This is a genomic window from Rhodococcus sp. NPDC127593 (genome assembly GCF_042671975.1).
Taxonomy (GTDB): Bacteria; Actinomycetota; Actinomycetes; order Mycobacteriales; family Mycobacteriaceae; genus Rhodococcus_F.
Genome location: NZ_JBHXWI010000062.1, coordinates 15,891 through 35,874 on the forward strand (window position 1 = coordinate 15,891; position 19,984 = coordinate 35,874).

The window sequence follows — 19,984 nt, forward strand, 5'->3', positions numbered from 1 at the left end:
CGTTCCGATTCCGATTCCGATTCCGATTCCGCACAGCTGAAGTGCCGGATTCGACGATCGCCAGCTCGATGTCACTGCGGCCTCGGCGCTCCAACGACTCGAGTGCCGCAACTCGGCCGCCAGATGGATGGGAATCGACTCGCCCCACTGTCGGCAGCAGCGGAGGGGCGGGTCTAGAGAACCGCGATGAGCCGTCCATCGGGTGCGCCCTGCTCGAGGCGGTGCAGGCCTTCGGGAATCTCGCCGAACGAGATCTGCTGGGTCTTCGGCTGTACTGCCCCTTCGGCTATCAGCGCAAGTATCGCGCTCGCTTCGGCTTTGGTGCCGTTCGATGCGCCGACGATATGTACTTCTTTCATCGTGATGCTGGGTATGGAAACGGAGGTGGCCTCGACGCCCAACCCGACCTCGACGATGCGGCCGCCGTGCCGGATGGCGCCGATTGCCGAATCGAGAGTCCCATCCGCGCCTGCGAAGTCGATGATCACATCAAGTTCCTCGGATTCGAAGACACGGATGTCCTTCGAGCACGACTCGACACCTAGATGTCGCGCGAGTGGCCACCGCGCCTCATTGACCTCAGCGACGAACACGGAAGCTCCTGCTGCTTTCGCGATCTGGACGCCGAAGTAGCCGAGACCGCCGAATCCGATGATGCCGACCTTCATTCCGGATTCAATCTTCCCTGCTGTGTGCACTGCCCGGTAAGCAGTGCGACCCGAACACGTTGCCGACGCTGCGTCGCGAAACGACAATCCGTCGGGTAGCGCGACGGGTAGGTGGGACGGAACCCTGACCTTCTCGGCGTAGCCGCCGTCTATCGCGGTCCCCGGGCCATCCGTGGTAGCAGGTATCCCGACGCGGTCTCCGAGGACGAATTCGGAGACCTTCGATCCGACTGCAGAGACGGTGCCGACTATCTCATGGCCGAGTGTGATCGGGACGTGTCCGAGTAGGTGTGTGATGGTTCCGTTCATGAACCCGATGTCGGAGTGGCACAGTCCGACTGCTCCGGTGTCGATGACGATGTCGTCGGGCCCGGGAACCGGCTCGCCGATTTCCACGTGTCGCAATTGTTCGTCGACTGCAGTGAATCGCCATGCCTTCATTGATTCGATCCTTTCGATTTTCCGTCGATGGTGTCGATGAAATCTTCGACACCATCGGCCGGGGTGGAAGTGGTACGGCATGTACTCGCCGTGCAATTCGGTCGTTCGTCAGGTCGTCGGATAGTTGGCATTCGAAAGATGTTGTTGCAGTTAAGCACAGATGCGCCGTTATCATGGACGAAGTGGGCGGCTCGGTCCACGGTCCGCCTCGGGCAGCTTTCGTCACGAAGCTCGCCGAGAAGCCGAATTCAATCCGAAAGAAGTCATCATGCAACTCGAGGGAAAACGCATCCTGGTCACCGGTGGTGCGCAGGGTATCGGTGCTGCCATCGTAAAGGCGTACGCCGTGGAGGGTGCGACCGTGCGTTCGTACGACCTGAACGAGGAAGGCGGTCGAGCGGTCGCGAAAGAAGCGGGCGACGTCGGGCCCGGAACAGTCGAGTTCGCGCGTCTCGATATCACCGACGGTGATGCCACGGAGTCGTTGTTCCGCACTGCTGCAGAAGAACTGGGTGGTATCGATGTGCTTGTGAACATCGCCGGCCTGCAGCGCTCCGCGATGGCCGAGGAGATCACCGATGACTTGTTCGAGAGCATCTATCGTGTGAACGTGCTGGGAACGATTCATACCAATCAATCCGCGTACCGGATCATGAAGTCGGCGGGTACGGGGGCGATCGTCAACTTCGGGTCGATGTCCGGATTCACCGGAGAATTGGCCAACGCAACCTACGGCTCGTCCAAGGGGGCCGTACACACGTGGACCAGGACTGTCGCTCGTGAGTGGGGCCCATCAGGTATCCGCGTCAATGCTGTTCTGCCCTATGTGAACACGCCGATGTTCGACAAGTACACCAGCTCGCTGGGGCCGGAGGAGCTCGCCGCCTACCGGGAACAGCTCCGCAAAGACATCCCGCTCGGTGGAACGTTCGGCAGCGCCGAACGCGATCTGGCTCCGGTGCTCGTATTCCTGGCGAGCGACGCGTCGCACTTCATCACCGGCCAACTGCTTCCGGTCGACGGAGGATTCGCAGCCGTACGGTAGGAAAAGCCCCATGCCCCCGGATCCATCGGATCCGGGGGCACGACGTTCTCAGAGCTCGAGCTCCTCGCGGTGTTGCGACCGTTGTGCGCCACGAATCGTCAATAGCGCAACAACACTGATTCCTGCGCATCCGAGCGTGTAGTACGCCGCTGACAGCGGATCACCTGTGGTGGATGCAAGCCAAGTGATGATGTACGGCGCCGTGCCGCCGAAGATCGCGACCGACAACGCGTAGGTTACCGATACGCCGGTAGCACGGTTGCGGGTACGGAAACGTTCGGAAAGGAACGCCGGCATCGGGCCTCCGACGACGCCGATGAGCAGACCGGCGATTACGAGTGCCACCAGTCCACCGCCGAAGCCGAGATTCAGCATAAAATAGAGGGGATAGGAAAGGACCACCACCGCAATCGATCCGAACATCAGCACCGGGCGTCGTCCCACGCGGTCGGACAGTGCACCGAACGCCGGCATCGACAGACCGGCGATGAGTCCGGTGACGAGTGCAAGAAAGTACGACCGCTCGAAGGACATGTCGTAGCTGGTCGACAGGAATGTCGGCATTCCGACCATGAAGGTGTTGCCGACAGCGTTGTACACGACCACGACGCCCATGGTTGCCGCAAGATACGCCAGTGGTCGTCGATCGATGGGTTCCCCGACGGCAGGCTCGCCTGCGTCGACGGCGACCTTGATCTGTTTGAAATGGGGCGTCTCGTCGACCTTGAGTCGCAGGTAGAGGACGATGAGGCCCATTGGCGCCGCGATCAGGAATCCGATCCGCCAGCCATAGGAGGCCATGGCGTCATTGGACAAGATGACCGCCAGCAGTGTTGCCACACCGCCGCCGAGGACGAATCCGAGCGTGGTTCCCACGAATGACCAGGAGCCGTACAGGCCACGCTTGCCGCTGGGTGCGGACTCGACCATGAGCGACACCGCTCCGCCCATCTCGCCGCCGGCGGACAATCCTTGAGCGACCCGACACAGCGTCAACAGCAGCGGCGCGACGATCCCGATCGAGGAGTGCGTCGGTAGAAAGCCGATGCACGTCGTCGCAACGGTCATCAGCGCGATAATCAGCGCGAGAACCGGCTTGCGGCCGAGGCGGTCGGTCATCCGCCCGAAAATCACTGCCCCGACAGGGCGGAGGAAGAACGCAAGGGCGAAGAGAAGGAACGTCGACAGAATCGACGCGGTCGGGTTGTCCGAGGGAAAGAACAACGGCGCGATGATCGGGGCCATGTAGGCGTAGATCGCGAACTCGTACCACTCGATGAGATTGCCGAGCGAACCTGCGACGAGCGCCTTTCGGGACTTCTGGACGTCAAGCACCACCTCGGTGCCAGGCGCGGAGCTGACTGTGTTCGACATGGTCATGTCCATTCGGGTGAGCGTCGCCAGAGGCCCGTGCCTCGGGTTCGACGAATGCGTGTGACGACTGACACATAGAATCAACACAAATGTTGCCTACATGGGTGCATTTTGTCAACGTCTGCGTGGATAGCCACGGTCTTTGCAACGCGGACGTTGACAACTCGGCGCGCGTGCTGCCACCATGAGTCGAAGACGTTTTCAACGCTGATGTTGAAAGCTCGTGATCTCGGCGAGGAGCGATTCACAGCTCCGGTCCCCGTACTCGATGCGAGAGGTGCTCAGATGAAGGCAGCCCAGCAAGTCCAGGTGGCAGGCGCAGCCACCGAAGATTCAATCAATCCCGATCGGCTCACTGAATCCGAGATCCGAACCGCCGTTGCGCGGGCAAATGTACCCTCGCTGCTCATGGTCGTGTTCCAGACGACGGGTGACGAGAAGTGGCTGGCAGCACCGTATACGCCGACGAGAGGCAAAGGCCTCGGCGACCATGACTCGGGCGGCCTCGACGAAGCGATTCAGGATGAGATCCGGGAGGCCGCGGTGAAGGCCATCCTGGATTTGCAGGACGGCGCTCGTCCTGCGGTGGAGACTCCCTCCCCCGAACTCACGGTGCGGATGATGAGTGTGTGCATGGGCGAGGAGGTCGGGGAGGAATACGGACCTATGCTGTCCCTCGAACTCGCTCGTCGCGCCGCGCCCGATGCCTCGAGCCTCGCACTGGAGCCTGTCGATGCACCGGAGGGCTATTCGGTGATCGTCATCGGCACGGGCGTAGCGGGAATAGCTGCAGCGCAACAGCTCGAGGATATGGGCATCGACTACGTCATTCTGGAGAAGCAGCCAGAGGCCGGCGGAAACTGGTGGCAGAATACGTATCCCGGAGCGGGTGTCGATACCCCCAGTCACCTCTACTCGTTCTCGTTCGCAAAGAACGACTGGACGACACACTTTGAACTCCGCAACGAACTGCAAGGCTACTTCGCGGCCGTGTTGAAAAGTCTCGGTGCCAGTGAACGTGTTCGATACGGAACCGAAGTGCGGTCGACGCGGTACGACGAAGCAGCCGCACAGTGGTCAGTCGACGTGATCAATCCGGACGGCTCCTCGTCGACGCTGCGATCCGATGTGGTGATCAGTGCGGTGGGGGTGTTGAACCGCCCCAAATCGCCGAACGTCCCCGGGATTGACAGCTTCACCGGAGCAAGCTTCCATTCGGCCAATTGGCCGGACGACCTCGATCTGGACGGCAAACGTGTCGCGATCGTGGGCACCGGTGCCAGCTCGATGCAGATCGCGCCGGCCATCGCGGACCGCGTAGCCCATCTCAGTATCTATCAGCGCTCTCCCCAGTGGGTTGCGCCGTTCGAGAAGTTCCGCGCCCCGATACCCGTGGAACTGCGTCGCCTCATGCAAACCTGCCCGATCTACCACAGCTGGTACTGGATTCGACTGTTCTGGCAGTTCGGTGACAAGGTGATCGAGTCGCTACGCGTCGACCCGGAATGGGACCACCCCGAGCGCTCCGTAAACGCCCGTAACGATGCCCATCGCGAGTACTTCACGCGGTACATCACGGCACAGGTCGGAGATCGAACAGATCTGCTCGACAAAGTGATGCCCGACTACCCGCCGTTCGGTAAGCGGATTCTGCTCGACAACGGCTGGTACTCGACCCTACGCAAGGACAACGTCGACCTGATCGACAGATCCGTCACCGCCGTCCGGCCCGAGGGCCTGGTTGACGATCAGGGCACTGAGAACGACGTGGACGTGATCGTGTGGGCCACCGGATTCGAAGCCGCACGCTTCGTGAGTTCCATGGACGTCGTGGGAATGGACGGCCGGACGCTACGCGAAGTGTGGGACGACGACGACCCCAAGGCCTATCTCGGTGTGTCGGTTCCCGGGTTCCCCAACTTCTTCATGCTGGGTGGCCCCAACTCGTTCCCGGGTAGCGGCAGCTTCATGTTCTTCATGGAGGTCCAGATGCGGTACATACGTGGACTACTGACCGAAATGTTCAAGAGTGGAATCAAGGCGATCGATGCGCGCCCTGAGGCGAACGTCGAGTACAACGAGCTGGTGGACTCGACCCATTCGCGCACGGTCTGGACCCACCGCGGGATGTCGACGTACTACCGCAACTCGCGTGGACGGGTGGTGTTCGTGATGCCGTTCCTGAACGTCGAGTACTGGCAGATGACGCGGCGCCCCGATCTGGAGAACTACACTGCGCGATAGCTGCTCCGCGAATTCTGCCCCGGTACCGAATCGGTTCCGGGGCAGAGTCGTTCGAGAATCACTTTTACCAGGTGTCGATGCGCCTGTGAACGTGGGTCGGGCGTTCGGGGCGCGGAGCGGCGAGGATATCGACGATCCGTGAGCGAGTGTCTGCGGGATCGATGACGTCGTCGATCTCGAAGACGGACGCCGCGTTGAGGGCCTTGCCCTGCGCCACGTAGTCATCCAGGTGCCGTCGGTAGACGTGCTCCCGTTCCTCGGCGTCCTCGATCGCAGCCAGTTCGCGACGATAGCCGAGCGTGACGGCTCCCTCCGGACCCATGGCACCGAGTTCGGCCGAGGGCCACGCCACGATGGTGTCCGGGACGCGGAAGCTTCCACCGGCCATGGCCTGGCCGCCCAGTCCGAAGGCCTTGCGGACGATCACCGTACAGAACGGAACGGTGAGGGCAGGCGCGGTGACGAACAGCCTGCTCACATGACGCACCGACGCAGTGCGTTCAGCGTCGGGTCCGACCAGGAAACCGGCTGTGTCGCAGAGCGTGAGGACCGGAAGGCCATACGCCTCACACAGTTGCAGGAATCGGGTCATCTTGTCGGCTTCGGCGCTGCCGATCGTGCCGCCCGCACGGCTGCCGTCGTTGGCGACGAGCCCTATGGCGTTGCCTTCGATCCGAACCAGCGCCGTGACCAATCCGCCGGCGAATCCGCGTCGGAGTTCGAGAACGGATCCTTCGTCTGCGACGGTGTCGATCAACGTGCGGATGTCGAACGGCCGATTGCGTCGTTCGGGGACGATGTGACGCAACAAGCGCTGGTCGGAGGCGGCCCATTCGGGTGTGGGGCCGGCGAAGTAGCCCAAGTATCGCTGGGCGACGTCGACTGCCTCCGACTCGTCGGCCACGACGATGTCGATGACCCCGTTGGTCTCCTGGACGGACACCGGACCGATGTCGTCCGCGGCGAATACGCCGAGGCCGCCGCCTTCGATCATGGCGGGTCCGCCGAGGCCGATCGTCGAATCACGAGTCGCGACGATGACATCGCACGATCCCAGTAGCGCAGCATTCCCCGCGAAACAACGGCCGGAAGCGATCCCCACGGTCGGGACCGAACCGTTGAGCCGCCCGAGTGCGACGAACGTGCCGAGATCCATCCTCGTCGCCCGGGACATGTCGTCCGTATCGCCGGGGCGACCCCCGCCGCCTTCGGCGAACAGCACTACCGGTGTGCCTCTGCGGCCGGCCAGCTCGAACATCCGCTCGGCCTTCTTGTGGCTCTGAAGGCCCTGGGTTCCGGCGAGCACCGTGTAGTCGTACGCGAGCACTGCCACCGGTCGTCCGGCAACCCTTCCGAATCCTGTAACGAGGCCGTCTGCCGGCGTTTCGGATTCGAGTTCGCCCAGAGGCCTTCGGCGTCGCTGCGCAGCCACGACGAGAGATCCGTACTCGTGAAAAGTTCCTTCGTCGACGAGATGATCGACGTTCTCGCGCGCGGTGCGTTTGCCGCGCTTGTGCCGTCGTTCGATCGCCGCCGGACGCGACTCGTCCAGTGTTCGACGCTGCCGTGTTTCGATTTCGGACAGATCCATGCGCTCGGCCGTGACGTCCACGTCGATGGGGGCTGCCGATGCGTCGTCCTGACGTACATCGAGCACTAGGGTCACGAGTAGCTGTCCGGCTTTCACGGTATCGCCTGCCGTCACCCACACGCCGGCGACGCGGCCTGATGCTGTCGCGGTGACATCGGATTCCATCTTCATGGCTTCGAGCGTGATCAGAGCGTCGCCGCTTCGCACGACCTGTCCCGGCACCGCGGCCGTCTCGACGACCGTGCCCGACGACGGCGCCCGCAGTTCGAGTTGTGTCGCCGACGCCGCGGGCGCATCCGATATCGAGATTGTTGCCAGATGATCGTCGATCGTTCGTGTCGTCACCGTGCCGAACCGGAACTCGTCACTGCCCAGCAGCCACGACGACGTCGTGACGTCGGTATCCATGTCGTTCAGGGTCAGATCGGAGAGGGCGTGGTCTAGTTCTGCTGCGGCCGAATCGAAGTCGCCGTCCTCTCGGTGCACGATGACCTTTGCGAGCAGAGGGTCGTATCCGGTTCCCACTCGCATTCCTACGTGCGCGTGAGAGTCGACGCGGATCGACGGACCGGACGGAAACCGAACGTCGGTGAGTCGGTCGGAGCCATCTGGTTTCGGGCTACCGGTGACCCGCACCTCGATCGCGACACCGCTCGGTTCGCCGAGCGTTGCCGGTGAGAGTTGGACGTCCTCGAGCGTGCGTCCCTGTGCGACGTCGAGTTGCAGACCGACCAGGTCGAGACCGGTGATCGCTTCGGTAATGCCGTGCTCCACCTGGAGGCGCGGATTGGCCTCGATGAAGTACCACCGATCGAGGTGATCGGACTCCACGAGGAACTCGAATGTGGCCAGTCCTCTCAGCGCGACGGATGACGCCAACGTCAGCGCTGCGGAGTGAAGTTCCTTGCGAGTGGACTCGGGGAGGTTCTGCGCGGGCGCGATCTCCACGACTTTCTGGTGACGGCGCTGCGCCGTGCAGTCGCGGTCGAAGAGATGCATCGGTGTGATCACCCCGTCGCCGACGACCTGGACCTCGATGTGTCGGGCCCGCGGTAGGTAGGCCTCGACATAGACATCGGACAGGCCGAAACTGCGTTCCGCCTCGGAACGGCATCTGTCGATGGCACGTTCGAGTTCGGTGAGATCCTCTACGATTCGCATACCACGACCCCCACCGCCTGCCGTGGCTTTGACGATCACCGCGCCGGCAGGAAGCGACTGCGCGAACTCGCGTGCGTCGGTCTTGGATGTGGGACCCGCGGTGGCGGCGAGGACGGGTACCCCGCAGCCGGTCGCGAGTTCACGTGTGGAGGACTTGTCACCGAGAAGCCTCAACGTACGAGCATCGGGTCCGACGAATGTCAGTCCCGCCTCGGCGCAGGCCTCGGCCAACTCGGCGCTCTCGCTGAGGAATCCCCATCCAGGGTGAACCGTTGACGCCCCGGCCTCCAGGGCCGCGTCGCGAACGGCCGCCACATCCAGATATGCGCTGGGACCCGTTCCGCGCAGCGGACGGGCGTGGTCGGCAGCAGCGACGTGTGGGGCATCATGCTCGTCTTCGCTGTACACCGCGACCGTCCTGATTCCGCGGGCCGCGGCTGTCCGGATGATTCGAAGCGCTACTTCACCGCGATTGGCGATAAAAAGGGACGTCATACGGGTGGCCGGTCGGCTGCGAAGCCGCCGTAACCGCCCTGGAAGAAGATCAGCGGTGATTCGGGGGTATCGAGTTCGAGCTGCCGCACGCGGCCGACAACGATGTGATGGTCGCCGGCGTCGTGCACGGCATCGATCTCACAATCGACCCACGCCAGCGAACCCTCGATGCGCGGCATGCCGGAGGGAGTCCGGGTCCACGTGACGTCCGCGAACTTGTCGGTTCCTTTTCGAGCGAGACTGCGGCAGACCTGCTGTTGCTCGGAGCTGAGCACGTTGGCGCAGAAGCGTCCGGCCGAGCGGATCTTGGGGAACGTGGACGAGGACTTGTCCGGCAGGAACGCGACCAGTGGCGGATCGAGTGACACAGAGGTGAAGGACCCGACCGCCATGCCGGTCGGGTTGTTCTCGGCGTCCATGGTGGTCACAGCTACGACGCCGGTGGGGAAGTGGCCGAGAACGTTTCGGAAGCGCAAGGGGTCTATCGCGTGAAATTTGTCGACGATCACGCCGTCGGGGACAGCGGTGCGCGAGTCGGATTCGTGTGTCTCGACCTTGCCCTCCATCGTGGAGCCCATGGTGATTCCTTTCGTCCGTGAAGCCGAGCCGGGTATCGAGGACATATGACTCCCGACGCGGAGACTGATTGCAGCCTCCTCCGGAGCCGGAATTCTGTCAACTATGCCGTTGATACAATCTACGATCGCGTAGATTCGGTAGTTGTGGCCGCGGGGTCGAAGGTTGACATCTGTGGCGCAGGGCACAATGATCGTGACAGCGATCTACGCTGACGTTGATCGCGAGATGCGGGGTTCGACCCTTCGGTCGAGTCGCTGGATTTCCTTCACCGCGCAAAGGAGTGCACATGTCCGACATCGAGAGCAGGGTGCGTCGGCTGGAGGACAGGGCGGCGTTGAGCGACCTCGCGGTCCGCTACTTCCTCGCTTCGGATTTCGACGATTTCGACGCCATTGCCGATGCCTTCGCAGAGAACGGGACGTTCTCGGCTGGAGGATTCCCCGGCGCCACCACCGGCAGTGGGATCGCGAACATGATTCGGCAAGCTCGTACCGCGTTCGGAACCACCATTCACACGCCGCACTACGTCCTGATCGAGTTCGTCGACGACGATCATGCGACAGGGCTGGTAGGCGCGCACCTCGAGATCGCAACGGGTGGAACGACGGTGTTCGGCGCTGTGCGTTACGAAGACGAGTACGTCCGCGAAGGTGGGCGCTGGAAGTTCGCGTCTCGCAACATGCGCACCGTGCATCTAGGCCCCTGGGACGAAGTGGCCACGTCGCTCACTTCTGACTTACCTGTTCGGTGGCCCGGGGCCGAACCTGCGCCCTCCGACTACGCGGTTCGCGTCTGACCGTTTCGCACCCGTTGCCTGCGGGTGCGAACGGTCGTCATAATCTACATCAATGTTGATTTTCCGTCGCGTATTCGAGGCGGGCAAATCGAACGTACGTCAACAATTCACGCCCCAAGGAGATCGATATGACTGCAACCCATGAGGTGTCCACCAGGGAGCTCGCCGAGCTCGTGGAGACCGGCAAGATCGAGCGCGTCCTGTTCGAGTACGCCTACAACCTCGACATGAACCGTCCCGACGATCTCGTCGCGTTGTTCACCGAGGACTGCTACGTCGCCTACGGGCCTGATTTCGGCGCCGAAGGCCGCGCCGCCTATCGCGAGACACTCGACGGCATCGGTACGTTCTTCACGGCAACCAGTCACCATGTGTCCAACATCGTCGTCGACTTCTCCGACGATCTGACGTCGGCCAAGGTTCGCTCCGTCCTGTATGCATGGCATCGCTACACCAAGGAAGGCAAGGCCGACGGCTATTTCTTCGGCCAGTACCACGACGACTTCGTGCGGGACGATGAGCACGGCTGGCTCTTCTCTCGACGCGAACTGCGTGCGTCCGGTGTCGTGGACTTCCACGTGAAGAAGCAGATCCCGATCGGGCGGTCATGACGGCGATCGCGGACACGGCTGCAGGAACCCGCTACGAGAACCTGCGCATCGAGCACCGGGGACCGATCAGCTGGATCGTGCTGGACCGGCCGGACAAGGCCAATTCGCTCTCGACGGAGATGCTCGACGAGTTCAGTGCGGCTTTGGCCGCTCTGGCGACGGCCGGCGGGCCGATCATCGGAATTCGTGGAGCAGGCAAAGGCTTCTCGGCAGGCTACGACCTCGGCCAGGTCGGAAAGGTCGTCGCCGAGCCGGACCCGGTGGCGGACCGAGAGCGGCTTGCTCGCAACGTCAATCGCTTTCTCGCGATCTGGGATCACCCGAAACCGGTGATTGCTGCAGTGCACGGATATTGCATCGCGGGAGCCACGCAGATGTGTGTGTTCACCGACGTGACCCTGGTGGCGCGCAACGCGAAGATCGGTGAGCCGGCGATCCCACTCGGTGGTGGGTACATCGCGCCGTTGTGGGCGCCCCTGGTCGGCCCGAAACGTGCCAAGGAACTGGCGTTCGTTCCTGGCAACTCGATCGACGGCACGACCGCGGTCGAGTGGGGCTGGGCCAATCACGCGGTGGCCGCGGAAGATCTGATCGCCGAGACCGAGGCGCTTGCCGCTCGTATGGCACGCACGCCGTCCGACATCCTGCGGATCAAGAAGTTGTCCATCAACAAGACGATGGAAGCAATGGGCGTGCGTACCGCAGCCCAAGGTGGTGCAGAAATGGATGCCCTGCTCCATCTGTCGCCGTCGGTGGCCGAGGTGCGCAAGTTCGTTGCCGAGGTGGGACTGAAGGCGGCGATCGCTGCCTACCGCGAACCCGTGGCGTTACCCGATCATGCGGTCGCAGAACAACTATGAGAAAGGATCTACCGTGAGCAGCGGAGTTTTGTTCGAGTTCGACAACCACATCGCACGGGTGACGCTCGACCGCCCCAAGGCGTTGAATTCCATCGATCCCGAGATGGACGCGGCGCTGTTCGAGGCATGGACCGAGATCAACTCGAATCCGGACATCTGGGTCGCAGTGCTCGGTGCTACGGGGGACAAGGCGTTCTGCGCCGGCGCCAACGTGAGCGGTGGGACCGAAAGCGACGGCCGCAGGATGGCGCTCGGCGGCGGTCTCACCGGTGTCGGCGGGCCCATGCTGACACTTCGTAAACCATTGATCGCGGCAGTGCAGGGATACGCGATCGGCGGTGGATTCGAACTGGCGATGTGCGCCGACATCATCGTCGCAGCCGACAACGCTCAGTTCGGCATTCCGGAGACGAAGGTCGGCATCATCGGCGAGGCCGGCATCATGCATCGCGCGATACGGCAGCTGCCTCATCACATCGCGATGGCCTTGATTCTCACCGGTGATCGCATCGACGCACAGCAGGCGGAGCGATACGGGCTGGTCAACGAGGTCGTGCCGTTCGAGAAGCTGCTCGAGACCGCCTCGTTGTGGGCGGAGCGAATCGCGTCGGCGTCACCGCTTGCGGTCCAAGCCGCGAAGGATGCGGTGCTGTCGCGGGCAGGATGGCCGCTGGACGTCGCGTTGGCAACTCGCTATGAGCCCATCGAGGCGTACGCGAACAGCGCGGACCGCATCGAGGGACGTGCAGCGTTCGCAGACAAGCGTGCTGCGCAATGGAGCGGTCGCTGACACTGCTTTTTGTCTGGGCGCTGGGCCCGGCGTCCGCGTCGCGGTTCCAGCGCGCAGCACTTGCACCCGGCGCCGTGAACGGATGGCCGCGTGATGCCGGGGCGAGCACCGAGAGCGGCATCCGACCTGGTCGCCGACAACCTGAGATTGTAAGGAGCACTTGGCTATGCAGCTGGACGGAAAGAAGATCATTGTCACGGGCGGTTCCATGGGCATCGGTGAGTCGGTCGTCCGGGCCTACACATCGGAGGGTGCTGACGTCGCCTCTCTGGATCTCGCTGACGAGCTGGGTGCGGCCGTAGCACAAGAAGCGAGCCGATGCGGACCTGGCAAAGCAACCTTTCACTCGTGCGACGTGCGTGACCGCGACCAGGTGGAGAAAGTCTTCGAGACCGCTGCTGACCAACTGGGAGGCCTCGACGTAGTCGTGAACGTGGCTGGTGTACACAAGCACTGCGATCCCGCCGGAATCTCCACTGAACTCTACAGATTCATTTTCGATGTCAATGTGTTAGGGACAATCAACACCAACGGTGCCGCACATCGCCTGATGAAATCGAATCGTGTTGGGAACATCATCAACTTCGGTTCCGAGTCGGGACTGACGGGTGAGATCAACAATGCTCTGTACGCTGCGTCGAAGGGTGCGGTACATACATGGAGCCGGAACGTCGCTCGTCAATGGGGGCCAGACGGGATTCGAGTAAATTACGTACTTCCGTACATGTGGACAAAGATGTACGACGAGTTTCGCGCTGCCTTGTCTCCCGACGAGCTGAAATCGCACGACGACCAAACCGCTGCAGACATACCTCTCGGTGGGGCTTTCGGTCTCGCCGACCGGGACTTGGCTCCGGTCATGGTTTTCCTCGCCAGCGATGCGTCACACTTCATCACTGGACAAATGTTCCCTGTCGACGGAGGGCTGATTTCCGGACGGTAAGCGTGTGGTGACAGCCGTACTCAGGACTGGTCGGCGAAATCGTGCCATACGAGAAGCGCGCTGCTCGTAAGGAGCGGCCGCCCACAACCGTGTCCTACGCGGTGCGCTGGGTCCGACGTACGCGTCGCGGCCCAGCGCACAGTCAGTTCTTCGTCCTCGCGCCCTCGAAGAACAGAGTGCAGAACGCTTCGGTGGTCTGCTTGGCGTCCACGTTGCGCATTCCTGGCTTGAGCCACCGATGCGTCCAGTTGACCATGCCGAACAGTGCTTTCGACATCAGCTGCACCGACACGTCACTGCGTAGGGTGCCGTCGTCGACTCCCTGCTGCAGCACCTCGAGAACAATGGTTTCGAAGCGTTTCGTCTTACGGGCCATGTCCTTGCCCCACGACGTGGTGTCGAGCTGTAGCTGCGCCATGTCTTCCTGGATGTACAGGTAAACGAAGGGGTAGTTCTTCTCGTACGAGTTCATCTGTTGCTCGACGAGGCGGCGAAGTTTCTCGGGCGCGTCGTCGTCGCCGGCGAGGATCTCCTCTGCGACGGCGATGTTCTGATCCAGGACGTCGACGAGAATGTCATGGAAAAGCGCCTGAAACAGCTCCTTCTTGCTCGCGAAGTAGTAATAGATCGACGCTCTGTCGGTCCCGAACCGCTCGGCAATGTCGTTGAGCGTCGCTCCTTCGAAGCCCTTCTCCTTGAAGACATCGGCTGCGGTCCGCAACAGTTCCTGGCGCTTGGCCTGATAGTTGGGGCTGCTGTCGTTCTGAGCGCTGCGTCGGCGTCGGCTCATGCCGCTGTTGGCTGCGGTCGAAGTTGGCATTGTCGGATGATACCTCCGGATCGAGGACATTGATCAACGTTGACGTCGATCGACCTCGGCGTCGACCGAGGTCGCCGTGGGGGACGGGTAAGGCCCCGGGAAGTCGTTGTTTGTCGACTACTTCCCGGGGCCCTGTTATCGGTGGGTTCAGGCCACTGCGACAGTCTCGTGTGTTCCTTCGACGGAACGTTCGGTACGACCTCTGTGGCGAACAGGCGGAGGGATTCGATCCATGGCTCGGGATCGTCCATCGCGTCGTGAGTGTTGACGGCAAGCTGTCCGTACCTGAAGCCGGCCAGGTCGAAGGTCTTCTCGATCTTCTCGATGACGGTTTCCGGGCTTCCGCAGAGCCACACATTGTCGGCGAGGTAGTCGAGATCGACGTCGTCGATGTCGACCTTGTGGTCGGCATCGTCGATGAAGCCCTGAAGGATCCGGTACTTCTGGTAGACCGGCATCAAGTACTTCTGCCAGGCGAGTCCCAGTGCGCCGTTCTTTGCCTTTTCCTTGGCCTCTTCGTCCGTTTTCGCCACGAACACGTCTCGTGCGATCTTGAATCGAGATCCCTGCGGGGTTCCGCCGATGGACCTGACCGCCTCCGAGTATGTGTCCCACTGCGATCTCAGCAAGGCCGAACCGCCGTAGAACGAGATCGGGGTCCAGCCTCGTTCGCCTGCGAGGCGATGTGAGGGTGAGTTCTTGCTGAGTCCTGTGACAGCGATTTCGAGGCCGTCCGCGCCACCATGGGGAGAGTGGTCTGCGGTCAGGTGGTACTCCTCGCCTTCCTTGACCTTGAACTCACCGTGGGAGGCGACGCTACCGGGATCGATCTGCCCGTCGAGGCGGGCGGCCTTGTAGTACTTGCCTTCGAAGTCGAAGGGCTCCTGGCGCCACACCTTGTCCATCACCTCCAGTCCCTCCATCAGCCGGGGGTGGGCTTCGGACAGGTCGCCGGGCTGGCCACGAAGCACTGCTTCGTTCTCCCACGAACCGGCTCCGACGCCGAGGAAGTATCTGTCCTCGAGCAGCTGCGAGGTGTAGCCGATCTGAATCGCGAGTGTCGACGGATTGTGCAGGGGCACGATGTGCGCCATGGGCGCGAAACGCATGCGCTCGGTGATCTGCGCTGCCGCGACGATCAGCAACTCGGGGTTAGGAATGTTCTCCCATGCCTGCATGCCGTGCTCGCCGACCATGAAGTCGCGGTAGCCGAACTTGTCGCATGCGGCTGCCAGCATCAGCGAGTACTCGAAGGTGTCCTTGTCCCTGCGCCCGGGGCGCATGTACGGGGTGTGGAAAACGCCGCATTCCATTGGTGAGTCTCCAGCTTCTGGTCGTCGTGAATGCAGTCTGCTGCTGTGTCCGGCACGAGGCTGACAGTGGTTGTGGATGGGCCCTGAGAACCGAGAGCGGCTTCGCGGAACTTGCATGCAGAACGCTGTTTCTGTCCGATCGATCCGACACGTGTTGTGGCGGTCCGCCAGGCGAAATGCTCGCATCGGCGTATCCCCAACATAGGGTGACGCCGATCACGTGTCAACTACAACGTTGACGTTGAAAGTGTAGATTATCAACGCTGATATTAATCAACTTCAACGTTGACAGTGTGACATGAGTCGCTTAGCGTCTACGTGACACGATCCCTTGGTGCGCGAGGCTTCTGCGCCGCTGATCAAGACAATTCCGGTAGCGCAACCGCTCCCGACGATCGATGATTGAGGACGACATGACTGACATCGACGACTGGTGCAACGTAACCCCGCTCGGCGACCTGCTGGTGCGAGGTGCGCACCTGCACCCAGACCGCGATCTGATCGTGTTTCCCGACGCGCGGTTCACGTATGCCCAGGTGCTCGACGGTGCGATCGCGGTCGCGCGAGGCCTACTCGCCCTGGGTGTCGGGTCCGGCGATCACGTCGCGCTCCTCGCGCCGAACGGTATCGAGTTCGTCGAGGGGCTCTTCGGTTCGACGTTGATCGGCGCCGTCGTCGTACCACTCAATGCGCGGCACAAAGCGAAGGAGCTCGGCTACATCATCGAGAACGCCGACATCACCGCGCTGCTGACGGTCTCCGGCCCCGACGACTACGTGGACTTCGTACAGGTCCTGCACGAAGCGCTGCCCTCCTTGGCTACGGCAGGTTCAGGTGAGCTCGACATTCCCGAAGCGCCGCGGCTACGTCGAGCCGTACTGGTGAAAGGAACCGACAGGCCCGGTTTCACGTCCAGGACGGCCTTGGATGCTGCCGCGGAGACCGTCGACGCGACACTCGTGCATCGTCATCGCCGCCGGGTGCGGACGCGAGACATCGCCGCCATCCTGTACACATCGGGGACGACGGCCAACCCGCGTGGCTGCTTGCTCACCCACGAATCGATGACGCGTGGCCCGGTGGAGCGGGCGACCGGGCGCCTGTCCGCAGGTGAGCGTCACATCAGCTGGGCCGGCGGGCCGCTGTTCCACATCGCTGCGCTGGCCCCGCTGATCGGGGCGATCGGTGCCGGGGGAACGTTCCTGACCGACACGTTCTTCGAACCCGGCCGCGCCATCGAGCTGATCAGGGCCGAGCGGCCGACCTGCATCTGGCCCTGGTTTCCCGCACCGATGCAGATGATGATGTCGCACCCCAGCTTCGACGCCGGCGAGTTCGACTCGATCCGGTACGTGTTCCTGATCGGTCCCCGGGTCCTCATCGAAGAGGTTCAGAATCTTTTCCCGGCGGCCGAGCTCATGGCCGCGTGCGGAATGACGGAAACGACAGGAATCTATGCTCTCAGCGAGCCGGACGAGTCGTTCGAGGAGCGAAGCGGTGCGCAAGGTAAGCCCGTGCCGGGCATTGAGATTCGTATCGTCGATCCATTCAGTTGCGCCGAGCAGCCGGTGGGAGTTCCCGGTGAGATCTTGATTCGCGGTTACTGCGTGACCGAGGGTTACTACAAGGATCCCGAGAAGACCGCCGAGGCGATCGATTCCGACGGCTGGTTGCGGACCGGTGACCTCTACAGTCGTACCGAGTCGGGGTGCCTGGAGTTCCACGGACGGCTCAAGGACATGCTCAAGGTCGGTGGCGAGAACGTCGCGGCCATCGAAGTCGAGTCGTTCCTCTGCGAGCATCCTGCTGTGTTGACTGCCGCTGTCATCGGCCGCCCGGATGACCGGCTCGACGAAGTGCCGGTCGCATTCGTCGAGGTCCGAGAAGGACACCAGCTCACAGAAGCGGAGTTGATCGAATTCTGTGACGGCAGGATCGGCCGGTACAAGGTTCCGCGCGCCGTGTATTTCGTCGAGGCGGGGGCGTGGCCCATGTCGGCGACGAAGATCAACAAGCGCGGGCTCAAAGCGCAGCTGTCGACCCTTGCCACGTCGCTGAGTGTGGCGGGTTGACGTCTGTGGCAGTCGGATGCGGTACGAGCGATCTTCGTGCGCTAGCCGAACGCATGTTGGAAGACGTGGACGAGGGACCCGCCCTCGGTGAGCAGACGCGCGTGCTCACACACATCGCCGTGTGTTCGGTGGCGACGACCATGGACGTGGCAGGTACAGGCCGCTACATCGAGGAAGCGCTCGATTTGGGCCTCGACGCCGAGCAGATCCAGGAAGCGTTGACGGTGGTATCGGGACTTGGTGTGCACACGCTCTTCGAGTCGTCCAGACAGTTGTCGGATACTGTTCGCCGCAGAAGTGGCGGCAGGGTCGAACCGCTCGATGCAGATCAGCAGGATCTGTGGGACCGCTACGTCGGTACCGATCCGTACTGGCGGCGCATGGAGGACGAGCTTCCCGGCTTCTTCGACGCGCTGTTGAGGATGTCACCGGACACGTTCGTGGCGTTCTTCGACTACTGTGCGGTGCCGTGGAAGAGTCGGGCACTGCGGGCGGTGACGAAGGAATTGATCTCTCTCGCCGCCGATTCCACTCCCACTCATCGATACAAGCCTGGCTTCTTGTTACATCTGAAGAACGCGCTCGACCTCGGTGCAGGAGCTCGTAGCATCCGTGAGGTTCTCGATATCTCGGCGGCCGCTCCCGAGCATCGCGGAGTCGGCTGACAGTTCCGCCGTACGCTGATCGGCCCGGCACGAACTTCGTGCCGGGCCGATCCGCGTTCCTCAGTCTGCGATCAGCGATCGTGTCCGCACCACGTCGGCGGCGAGCGCTGCGACCAGCTCTTCCTTCGACGCGAACGTCACCTGTCCGCGCATCCAGTGGTGTAGGTGCACCTCGAGTGTTGCGCCGTACAGGTCGCCATCGAAGTCGAGTAGATGTGCCTCCAGTAGTCGAATTCCGGACCGGCCGTAGAACGTGGGGCGTCGGCCAATAGATATCGCAGCGATCGCCGTCGAGCCGTCGAAGAGTGTGCAGCAGCCGGCCCAGACGCCGTCGGCGACCGAATTCGAATCCTCCAATTCCAGATTCGCAGTTCGGAAGCCCAGCTCTCGCCCGCGTTGATCGCCGTGAACCACCGTGCCGACGATGGCAGGCTGCTCGAAGCCGAACGGCGCAGGGGCGATTCCGCGAACAAAGGACAGGGAGTCTCCGGCGCTGATGCTCAACCCGATGTGCCACATCATCGTTCGCGACTCGGGTGGAAAGTTGTGCAGCGAGGGGGAGTGGTATCCGCATTCGCGCACCACCTCGGCGAGATCGCCGTGCGTGTCGGCCGAGATCTGGCTGTTCGACTGGCGCCTCGCCACCACGACTGCTCCGTGACCGTGTTCGGCTACCTGTGCCAGCGCCATCTCGATCGCGCCTTTCTGGGACAGGTGCGGTGCCGGATCGCTCTCTTGCTCGTAGGAGACGAGAGGGGTGGTACCGGCTGTCGGCGATCCAATGGAGTAGGCGACATACTCGGCCCCCGTGACATCGCTGCGGTAGCCGACGCAACGAACCGGGCCGTGGACGGTCTCACGTTCGAAGGTGAACTGCGTGAGCATGTGCAATTCGGCCATTCGGCGATACGTCGCCACGTCATCGATGGACAAGGCTCCGAGTCCGTGTGCACGTGCGAATGTTTCGGCTTCAGCGGAGTCGGCGATCGCTGTCGGATCGAGATCGGACACGAGAGCGCTGTAGGCGCAGGTCCGGTGCGAACCTGCGATAGTCATGAGATCCACGGCAGCTTCCGCGGGCCCTCGGAACTCCAACACTCCGCCGGGTACGGATCGTGCCGGGAGTACATGCCCGGGCCGGGTGAACTCGTCGGGGGTGCTCGCCGAATCGGCGAGCAGGCGCAGCGTGCCCGCCCTGTCGAATGCCGAGATGCCGGTCCCCGGTCCTACTGCGTCGACGCTGACCGTGAACTCCGTTCCGGGATGATCTCTGTCCGCGCCGACCATGCTCGGGAGTTGTAGCCGGTCGCAGTCCGAGCCGGCCATTGCCGCGCAGACCAGCCCCGAACCGTACCGAACGAGAAATGCGATCGACTCGACCGACGCTTTCTCGGCGGAAGTCAGAATGTGAGCATCACTGGCCGCGGTATTGCCGGTCAGCACGACGGGCCGTCCGGCGCTCAGATCCGAGAGTGCTCGCTGCACCCGGGTTGTTGGACCATCCATCGTGGGACCT

General features: G+C 62.5%; 16 protein-coding genes. 9 read left to right on the top strand and 7 right to left on the bottom strand.

Features of this window, described 5'->3' with window-relative positions; translation table 11 throughout:
* Positions 1-173: 173 nt before the first annotated feature.
* The gene (locus ACFVJ3_RS39785; RefSeq protein WP_378457292.1) at positions 174-1,109 is read right to left on the bottom strand and encodes an alcohol dehydrogenase catalytic domain-containing protein; all 936 of its coding nucleotides are present in this window, start codon (positions 1,107-1,109) and stop codon (positions 174-176) included.
* Positions 1,110-1,377: 268 nt separating this feature from the next.
* On the opposite strand from ACFVJ3_RS39785, the gene ACFVJ3_RS39790 reads away from it, so the two are divergent.
* The gene (locus tag ACFVJ3_RS39790; RefSeq protein WP_378457293.1) at positions 1,378-2,154 is read left to right on the top strand and encodes an SDR family NAD(P)-dependent oxidoreductase; all 777 of its coding nucleotides are present in this window, start codon (positions 1,378-1,380) and stop codon (positions 2,152-2,154) included.
* A gap of 48 nt (positions 2,155-2,202) precedes the next feature.
* On the opposite strand, the gene ACFVJ3_RS39795 is transcribed toward ACFVJ3_RS39790, so the two are convergent.
* The gene (locus ACFVJ3_RS39795) at positions 2,203-3,528 is read right to left on the bottom strand and encodes an MFS transporter (RefSeq protein WP_378457294.1); all 1,326 of its coding nucleotides are present in this window, start codon (positions 3,526-3,528) and stop codon (positions 2,203-2,205) included.
* Positions 3,529-3,813: 285 nt separating this feature from the next.
* On the opposite strand from ACFVJ3_RS39795, the gene ACFVJ3_RS39800 reads away from it, so the two are divergent.
* Positions 3,814-5,772, top strand: coding sequence for a flavin-containing monooxygenase (locus ACFVJ3_RS39800; RefSeq protein ID WP_378457295.1), 1,959 nt, complete (start codon positions 3,814-3,816; stop codon positions 5,770-5,772).
* A gap of 64 nt (positions 5,773-5,836) precedes the next feature.
* On the opposite strand, the gene ACFVJ3_RS39805 is transcribed toward ACFVJ3_RS39800, so the two are convergent.
* On the bottom strand, positions 5,837-9,019 hold the full coding sequence (locus tag ACFVJ3_RS39805) for a carboxyl transferase domain-containing protein (protein ID WP_378457296.1): 3,183 nt from the start codon (positions 9,017-9,019) through the stop codon (positions 5,837-5,839).
* The gene (locus ACFVJ3_RS39810) at positions 9,016-9,597 is read right to left on the bottom strand and encodes a flavin reductase family protein (protein ID WP_378457297.1); all 582 of its coding nucleotides are present in this window, start codon (positions 9,595-9,597) and stop codon (positions 9,016-9,018) included. The genes ACFVJ3_RS39805 and ACFVJ3_RS39810 overlap by 4 nt, the downstream gene beginning before the upstream one ends.
* A gap of 287 nt (positions 9,598-9,884) precedes the next feature.
* On the opposite strand from ACFVJ3_RS39810, the gene ACFVJ3_RS39815 reads away from it, so the two are divergent.
* The 5 genes from ACFVJ3_RS39815 (at position 9,885) to ACFVJ3_RS39835 (ending at position 13,598) form a co-directional block, all read left to right on the top strand.
* A complete protein-coding gene (locus ACFVJ3_RS39815) occupies positions 9,885-10,394 on the top strand; it encodes a nuclear transport factor 2 family protein (protein WP_378457298.1) in 510 nt (169 codons plus the stop codon).
* A 128-nt stretch (positions 10,395-10,522) separates the two neighbouring features.
* Complete coding sequence (locus ACFVJ3_RS39820) at positions 10,523-11,005, top strand: nuclear transport factor 2 family protein (protein WP_378457299.1); 483 nt, start codon at positions 10,523-10,525, stop codon at positions 11,003-11,005.
* Positions 11,002-11,865 (top strand): enoyl-CoA hydratase-related protein, encoded by an 864-nt coding sequence (locus ACFVJ3_RS39825; protein ID WP_378457300.1) that lies wholly within the window; start codon positions 11,002-11,004, stop codon positions 11,863-11,865. Before ACFVJ3_RS39820 ends, ACFVJ3_RS39825 begins: the two co-directional genes overlap by 4 nt.
* A 13-nt stretch (positions 11,866-11,878) precedes the next feature.
* Positions 11,879-12,655 (top strand): enoyl-CoA hydratase-related protein, encoded by a 777-nt coding sequence (locus tag ACFVJ3_RS39830; protein WP_378457301.1) that lies wholly within the window; start codon positions 11,879-11,881, stop codon positions 12,653-12,655.
* Positions 12,656-12,821: 166 nt separating this feature from the next.
* On the top strand, positions 12,822-13,598 hold the full coding sequence (locus ACFVJ3_RS39835; RefSeq protein WP_378457302.1) for an SDR family NAD(P)-dependent oxidoreductase: 777 nt from the start codon (positions 12,822-12,824) through the stop codon (positions 13,596-13,598).
* 142 nt (positions 13,599-13,740) lie between these two features.
* Here the strand turns inward: ACFVJ3_RS39835 and ACFVJ3_RS39840 are convergent, their stop codons facing one another.
* Positions 13,741-14,418, bottom strand: a complete 678-nt coding sequence (locus ACFVJ3_RS39840; protein ID WP_378457303.1) for a TetR/AcrR family transcriptional regulator — start codon at positions 14,416-14,418, stop codon at positions 13,741-13,743.
* Complete coding sequence (locus ACFVJ3_RS39845) at positions 14,385-15,731, bottom strand: LLM class flavin-dependent oxidoreductase (protein WP_378457304.1); 1,347 nt, start codon at positions 15,729-15,731, stop codon at positions 14,385-14,387. The genes ACFVJ3_RS39840 and ACFVJ3_RS39845 overlap by 34 nt, the downstream gene beginning before the upstream one ends.
* A gap of 413 nt (positions 15,732-16,144) precedes the next feature.
* Here ACFVJ3_RS39845 and ACFVJ3_RS39850 point away from each other — a divergent pair, with 413 nt between their 5' ends.
* Both ACFVJ3_RS39850 and ACFVJ3_RS39855 read left to right on the top strand, forming a co-directional pair.
* Positions 16,145-17,803, top strand: coding sequence for a class I adenylate-forming enzyme family protein (locus tag ACFVJ3_RS39850; RefSeq protein WP_378457305.1), 1,659 nt, complete (start codon positions 16,145-16,147; stop codon positions 17,801-17,803).
* A gap of 65 nt (positions 17,804-17,868) precedes the next feature.
* Complete coding sequence (locus tag ACFVJ3_RS39855) at positions 17,869-18,468, top strand: carboxymuconolactone decarboxylase family protein (protein ID WP_378457306.1); 600 nt, start codon at positions 17,869-17,871, stop codon at positions 18,466-18,468.
* A 60-nt stretch (positions 18,469-18,528) separates the two neighbouring features.
* Here the strand turns inward: ACFVJ3_RS39855 and ACFVJ3_RS39860 are convergent, their stop codons facing one another.
* The gene (locus tag ACFVJ3_RS39860; RefSeq protein ID WP_378457307.1) at positions 18,529-19,974 is read right to left on the bottom strand and encodes a 3,4-dihydroxy-2-butanone-4-phosphate synthase; all 1,446 of its coding nucleotides are present in this window, start codon (positions 19,972-19,974) and stop codon (positions 18,529-18,531) included.
* Positions 19,975-19,984: the final 10 nt, after the last annotated feature.